The organism is Alkalibacterium putridalgicola, assembly GCF_900109825.1.
GTDB lineage: Bacteria > Bacillota > Bacilli > Lactobacillales > Carnobacteriaceae_A > Alkalibacterium > Alkalibacterium putridalgicola.
The window spans coordinates 22949-29995 of record NZ_FOBL01000031.1 but is presented as its reverse complement, the minus strand read 5'-3'; the positions used below and the strand labels follow the sequence as shown (position 1 = coordinate 29995).

Sequence of the window (7047 nt, the reverse complement as noted above, 5' to 3'; positions counted from 1 at the left end):
TTGGATTATATTACCTTAATCGACAGGAATCATCAGAGGAGCAACGAGAGTTTTTAAAAGCATAGTTTTTCATAGATTATTGGGAGTTACCTTATAGTATATCAAAAAAGGAAGGATATCTTTAAAGTAATATTAGGAAATTTTTGAACAAGTTAAGAGTAGCCCAATCGGGCTGCTCTTTTATTTTACACTCAGAAGGAGAGTGAGTATGACGGACAAAAAATTAGCAGAGGATGTAAAAAACGCAAGGAATAAATAGAACCCATGATTTTACGACAAATCAATTGCGATTTTCAGCGTTTTATATGGAGAGTTTATCATACGAGTAGACGATTTCTTATTAATCTGGACAGAGCCGTATTTTCAGAGTGTGCCTGTAAGGCTGCTGAGATTATTACTCATAACAGCAAGTATGATCAAGGCGGTTGGAAGCATAACTAATAACTTAACGCTAAGAAAAATAGGCATATGGTCGCTCTCAGGCATTTGGAGCGGCTTATTTGTATTGGCGTAAACCTTTAGTTTTGGCACGGGTTATCCCCCTCCTAGTTACTTGTTTAACGGATATTTTTTAGCTATTTGTTTACGAGTATCAATAAGGGGGAATTATCAGTAGTGGAAACAGTCGAATTAATATATTTAAAGTTAGGTAGTTCAGTAGTGGGGGCGTTTGTATCTTCTATCTTTACCCGTAAAAGTGCTAAAGAAAGCAATGATATTCAACTTATGGATCATTTATATGTAGAAATTGAACGATTAGATACAATCGTGGTTACTTTGCGTGAACAATTGAATGGATCCGAAGCTAAAAACGAAGAATTGCAGAAGTTGCTTGAAAAAACCGAAAGAGAATTAGCTGAAACCAAAGATAGACTGAAAGAATTAGAGGAGAAACACGCAAGAAGTTAACCCAGACAATGGAAGAATTTAGAGGAGGACAAAATGAATAAGATCAACTGGAAAGTCAAATTCAACAAAGAAAACAAACTGTTTATCATGCGAATGTTCGCATCGATCATAATTCCTGTATTATAACATACTTGGGGTTGAAAGTTACTGATATAACAAGCTGGACAGCAGTGCTTAACGTTATAAAAGAATTTTTCAGCAATCCTTATCTGTTCTCTATTACAGTGTTTAATGCAATCAATCTTATTCCGGATCCAACGACTGATGGAATAGGTGACAGTCAACAGCCACTCACGTATGCACGTCCACGAAAGGATGATAAATAATGATTCACGGCTTATTTTTAGATTTACCAAAATTTATTGACTACCGCAAAAGAATCGAAAGACATTCAACGAAACGATTTCCGGTCCTAGATATGGCCGGGAAAACTGAAATAGCTATCCAACACTCTCTAACCAGACAAGGAATGTCCGGGTCCAATGCAGAGGGATACGCACGTTTTCACATCAACAGCCACGGATGGCCATCAATCGGGTACAGCTATGTTCTCGAACCGGATGGGACAATTAAGTTTTGTAACCCTGTGAACTGGAGAACCTATCATGTCGGGAACTCAAATAACTTTTCTGTTGGTATCTGTTTGACTGGTGATTTCCGTTATGAAGAACCAACTAATGAGCAAAAAGAATCATTAAGATTATTAGTCGCACGCTTGAAGAAAGAGTACCCACAAATCAAGCGTGTGAGATCCCATGATGAATATCCAGATTATTACTGGAAGTCCTGTTGTGAATTTGACTATGAAAAAGTATTGGAAGAAAAACCTAAACTACCGGTGAAGGAAAATATCGGATCAACTTACACAGTTCAGGAAGGGGATACCTTTTGGTCCATTGCAAAAGGTCGAGAGTTCAATGTTATCGATCTTGAACATGCTAATCCGAAAATAGATGCTCGTTCTCTGCAGATTGGTCAAACAATCAATATCCCAAGAGCTGAAGAAGAAAAAGCGACGGAAGAAGAGAAACAATCTCCAGCTTATCACGGTAACTCAATTCAAAAATACCTGGAGAGCATTGGAGAAGATGACTCTTATGAAGCGCGTAAGAAAAGAGCTGTAGAGTTAGGTATAAAAGAGTATAAAGGAACAGCAGAACAGAACTTACAGCTGCTGGGCATCATCCGAGATGGAGTTACACCGCCTCAGAATGTTACTCAAATAGCTGTAGATGGCTCCTGGGGACCAGCAACAACTAAACGCTTGTAGCAAGTGATAGGTACGGACGTTACAGGTTTGATTGGCGGGCAGTCTCTTCATGCTGTCACCACGAATAATATTCCGTTAGTTTGATTTGGAAAAGGCGGATCCATGGTTGTCAGAGCATTACAAGGAAGAGTTGGCGTTTATGAAGATGGATCACTTGGACCAAATACGATTAAAGCTTTTCAAAGACATCTAGGTACGCCTGTTATCGGCGGCGTCAATCGCACAGGTTCAGCTATGGTAAAAGCTTTACAGAACCGACTTAACGAAAACAGGTTCTAATATAGACAATAGACCTCTGCCTTAATCGGTGGAGGTCTTTTCGTATATGAGTCAGGAAATTGTTGAAAATATAATGGATATGTGTTGTGTTTTTGTTTTTTTAGATATAATATTATACTATATTTAGTTTACCATAGAAAGTGAGGAGAAAAAGATGAGAACATATAGAGCTATTCAATTGTTAAATGACCTGTCTGAATCAGAATTGGATAATCTAGCGTCTTTTTTCTCCAATAAAGAAACTGTTATAAGAGAAAATAAAAATCCTTTTGTATGCGTAGCTTTTAATCCTGATCAATATTTTCAGAATGAGACAAAGATAAGTCAGGCTTTTTCGAACAATAAGTTCTTACCACTTGTTGTTTCTAATTATAAATTCTTAGCATTATTACTTGCTATTAGCAGCCAGCAGGAATATTCTTTTACAGATTTTTCTTTTAAGGAAAATGAAGAAGAATCATACTTTGAAAAAGACAAAGTGAAAGATATGTTGGATGACTATGAGGATGTTAAAAATATTTCTAATTTTCTTAAAGAAAGTAGCCAAAAAATCCAATATATTGAATTAGTAATTTCCCACCCTAAGAATCGAATTCGTGTACATTCTAGTGGGTCAATCTCATTAACTAATTCATTTGATAAAAATCTTTATCCCGATGTCATTAAACTTGTTCAGTTTCTTTTCACTGGAAGTATGTCAAAAACATGAAAGAAAAAATAAAATCTAAATATTTAGATACGATAGCAACATTTGTGGGTAGTTTTATGGCTTTGTTTTTTTATAATAAATCTGCCCCTTATTTAATTTCATTTATCAATAACTATAGCTGGTCAGAGAATAATGAAGAACTAGTTAAAAGTTTCATCCTATCATTATTTATAGCTATAGGCTACATACTAGTTTTACTTATTTTTTGGTTGTTTACCTCCCTTTTTTCTACAGTTCTAGCCCCTAAAGTGGAAGTTGCTTTCTTAAATATAAGAAATAATAACATTCAAGAACTAAATTTAGGCGATAATCCTGAAGAACCATACTATTTAAAAATTGAATTTAAAGCTAAATTTAGTAAGATACAGCTATGGATACTTAAAAACCTGTTAAAGGCAAGAATTTTTATAAGCTCAAACCCGACAATGGTTTCATTTGATTTGGCTGAAGGATTTATTGCAAGTGATAAAGATTTTAAACTTCATAATCAATGCGTATATTTCGATCTTTTTTCTAAATTTAGTTCGTCAACTAAGTCTGCTACAATTAATGTAGAATTAAATCTTCTTTTGGTACAATCTGCTACAGGAGATTTGAAATTCAACTTAGATGTATCAAATGCTCCTTTTTTATTAAAAAATATTTTTAGTAATTATTGTAAATTTAAGATTGAAAAGTTTATTATTTTAGGATAGGAGCTGTGTTTATGAGTTATTTGTCAAAAAATCAGCGATATACTCTTTTAAAACTTAATAATGATTTTAAAAATTTAGAAAGTGTTAAAGAAAATATTTTCTCACGTACATATGTAGAACCTCTGTCCGTAAAAAGCATACCCGAAGATACATCAGATGAGAAAAATTTTTTCTCTAAATGGACAAACATAACTGAAATAGAAAATATTAACTTCGACGAAACTGAGATTGCATTATCTTACGTTAAAGCTACAGCTTTATGCGAGTATTCTACTCGTCGTGTTTTTGACGAAGCAACTGGCGAATTGCTTCCAAAAGAAGAAAGACTAAACACATCCAATATAGATGTTATTTTTGTAAATGAAGAAGATGATTTATACATTATAATTTTTTCGATTGGTTTTTATGATCTTCGTCGAGTAACAAGATTGATTGGAGAGAAGTATATAGAACCATTAACTTCTAAACATCAAACTAAATCGGATCTATTTCACTGGCTTTTCTACAGACAAATAAAAGAAAATTTAAATCTTAGTGATGATATTACTTTGGATAATATTAACGGTTTTACGGGGACAGTAATTAACGAAGAAAATTTATTTGAGGGGACAAGTATTCAGACTACGGAGTTAATAATAACTAAAGCGTTTATTACTAACGGTTATCCAATAACTTCTATAAAAATTGATCTTCAAATGTCATTAGCTTCAGTTAGTTTTTATTTAAACGAGATATCTAACGGCAAGGAATTGAAAATTGTGGTTCAAAAAAACTCTACTGTGCCAACAATCATGAATGCTGAAGACATCGAGTATCAACTACCAATATACGTTTTCTTTTACTTGATACCAGAGATTATATCTCTATATAAAAAAGAAGAAGTGGAATTTCTTTCAAAAGAAAGGACTAGCTTTTTATCAGAAATTGGCGTAGAAGTTATAAAAACTATCATGGCCAAAAATAGTATAGAGATTGATGACATAAGCTAATAAAAAAGAGCAGACTAATCTGCTCTTTTTTATTGCCCTTTTAACCGCTCATACTTCTTCAGAAACCGCGTATCGTGCTGCAAATATCCTCCATATAATACCTTTGTATTCTTCACGAACATCAAGATCCAATCAATCTAATTATCAACCTTCTTTAGAGATGGCCAGATTAGACTGAAACGGAAACCATCAATTTCTATAATATCTGTTTTAAAATTAGATTCCACGATCCTCATCTCAAGGTAATTATAAGAACTTTTGTTTGTGTAATCAAGTAAGAGTCTACTCATAGACTAACCAACTATCATCGCCGATCTCTTTATAAAGGATTAAAGCCCCCAGGTATGCAAATATTGCTTCGTTTTCTGATGAGTATACTTTCATAGTTATCAAAAGCCCTTCTTTAATTTTTACTGTGTTACGCTTTCTATGTATGCTTATATTCTCTTTTTTATATATCGCTATCTAATTTTCCATTGAACACCTCCACGAGGAATAGTATACGCTTTCAACAAGAAGAATGCTATATTTATTTGTCTGCATTTTGCCATCATTGATAAAAATATGATATAATACCAATACATTTGATTTTAATGGATATCAAGTACAAACTCTCATAAAAGCTCGTTAAATCAAAATGTTATAAAACACTATCAACAAATATAATCCAGTCTCAAGTATTGATAGCATAGGAAGCCTTCATGGCCGTTTTGACCTGGATGAAGAATAACTTTAGTCCTATAATAGAGAGAGCCGCTCTTTAAGTTTAGATAAAGAATTTAAACTGGAAAAAGGGAAGGGCTTTCTCTTTTTTTTACTTGACTATTTTTTCGTAACAGTCAAGTTTTGTTACGATCTATGCTATAATAAAAGGGAAAAACGATGAAAGTAGGGAATGCAATTAAATGGATAGTGATAATATAAGGAGTATCATCATTCTTGTCATACTGGTTCTGTTATCTGCTTATTTTTCTTCTTCCGAAACCGCTTTTACTTCAGCTAATCGGATCAGGTTACGGAATGAAGCAGAAAAAGGGGATAAACGCGCGGAGCTCACACTGAAGTTAGCAGAAAATTTTGATGCGGTGCTCTCAACGATACTGATCGGAAATAACATCGTGAATATTGCCATGTCGGCGATCGCCACGTTACTTTTTGTCAGCTGGTTTCCGGTATATGGACCGACGATCGCTACAGTGGTCATGACCATCATCATCCTTATCTTTGGTGAGATCACACCCAAATCGATCGCTAAAGCAAAGAGTGAACCCCTTGCTAAAGCCTCCACACCTTATATTTATTTTCTAATGACCATTTTTAAACCTGTATTATGGCTGCTAAGGCGCTGGAAACTCATGATCGACAGAGTGTTTCAATTGGATGAGACGGAGATCATCAGTGAAGACGAGCTGCTTTCTATCGTAGAAGAAGCTGAAAGCGGCGGAAGTATCGAAGGACATGAAAGCCAGCTGGTCAAGGCAGCGATCGAGTTTGATGATATGGAAGTAAATGTGATCCTCACACCGCGTGTGGATGTCGTGAGTGCCGAACTGGATTCGACGGATGCAGAGATCGAAGAGATTTTTATGAATCATAATTTCTCACGCTTGATCATATACGATGAATCCATTGATAATGTAGTAGGGGTCCTGCATGAAAAGGACTTTAACAGGTACCTGCGTGCTAAACAGGCGAAACAAAAAGCCGTTTCTTTACTCTCAGTGGTAAAGGATGTTATTTTTGTGCCTCCGGTCATGAATTTATCAAAACTGCTTAGATTGATGCAGAAGAGTAAGACACATATGGCTATCGTAGCTGATGAACATGGCGGAACCATCGGTATTGCCACCATGGAAGATGTCCTGGAAGAACTTGTCGGAGAAATTTGGGACGAATCGGATATCATTGAAGAAGAGGTCGTTGAACTGAAGGCCGGAAAACGATACAAGGTCAAAGGCACAGCGAGTCTGGAGAAGATTTTTGAACTATTCGGTCTGACCGGCTATGAATCGTATGTTTCCAATTCAATGAGTGGTTTCGTCATCGAAGAATTAGGTCAGTTCCCGCAGGTCGGGGATGCATTTAAATATTACAATATGAAAGTATCCGTCACAGCCGTCAGGAATAGACGTGTCCTGGAAGTACAGATCGATTATCTGCCGACGGATATGACTGAAGAAACAGAAGATTAAGTAA

The 7047-nt window shown here is 35.3% G+C and carries 8 protein-coding genes; all 8 read left to right on the top strand.

The genetic code is table 11. From position 1 onward, the window contains the following. The first annotated feature begins 615 nt into the window (after positions 1 to 615). The 8 genes from BMX84_RS09840 to BMX84_RS09810 all read left to right on the top strand — a co-directional run bounded on the left by BMX84_RS09840 (position 616) and on the right by BMX84_RS09810 (position 7043). The gene (locus BMX84_RS09840) at positions 616 to 909 is read left to right on the top strand and encodes a coiled-coil domain-containing protein (protein WP_091489311.1); all 294 of its coding nucleotides are present in this window, start codon (positions 616 to 618) and stop codon (positions 907 to 909) included. A gap of 170 nt (positions 910 to 1079) precedes the next feature. Then, complete coding sequence (locus BMX84_RS12750; protein ID WP_246119135.1) at positions 1080 to 1235, top strand: phage holin; 156 nt, start codon at positions 1080 to 1082, stop codon at positions 1233 to 1235. Beyond that, a complete protein-coding gene (locus BMX84_RS09830) occupies positions 1235 to 2179 on the top strand; it encodes an N-acetylmuramoyl-L-alanine amidase (protein ID WP_091489310.1) in 945 nt (314 codons plus the stop codon). The genes BMX84_RS12750 and BMX84_RS09830 overlap by 1 nt, the downstream gene beginning before the upstream one ends. A gap of 102 nt (positions 2180 to 2281) precedes the next feature. Further along, entirely contained in the window at positions 2282 to 2458 is a 177-nt protein-coding gene (locus tag BMX84_RS12535; protein WP_177165536.1) for a hypothetical protein, read from the top strand. Positions 2459 to 2612: 154 nt separating this feature from the next. Beyond that, entirely contained in the window at positions 2613 to 3167 is a 555-nt protein-coding gene (locus BMX84_RS09825) for a single stranded DNA-binding domain-containing protein (RefSeq protein ID WP_091489308.1), read from the top strand. Beyond that, a complete protein-coding gene (locus BMX84_RS09820) occupies positions 3164 to 3862 on the top strand; it encodes a hypothetical protein (RefSeq protein ID WP_091489306.1) in 699 nt (232 codons plus the stop codon). The genes BMX84_RS09825 and BMX84_RS09820 overlap by 4 nt, the downstream gene beginning before the upstream one ends. 11 nt (positions 3863 to 3873) lie before the next feature. Then, complete coding sequence (locus tag BMX84_RS09815; RefSeq protein WP_091489304.1) at positions 3874 to 4851, top strand: hypothetical protein; 978 nt, start codon at positions 3874 to 3876, stop codon at positions 4849 to 4851. A gap of 905 nt (positions 4852 to 5756) precedes the next feature. Further along, positions 5757 to 7043, top strand: coding sequence for an HlyC/CorC family transporter (locus BMX84_RS09810; RefSeq protein WP_091489302.1), 1287 nt, complete (start codon positions 5757 to 5759; stop codon positions 7041 to 7043). The last annotated feature ends 4 nt before the right edge of the window (positions 7044 to 7047 follow it).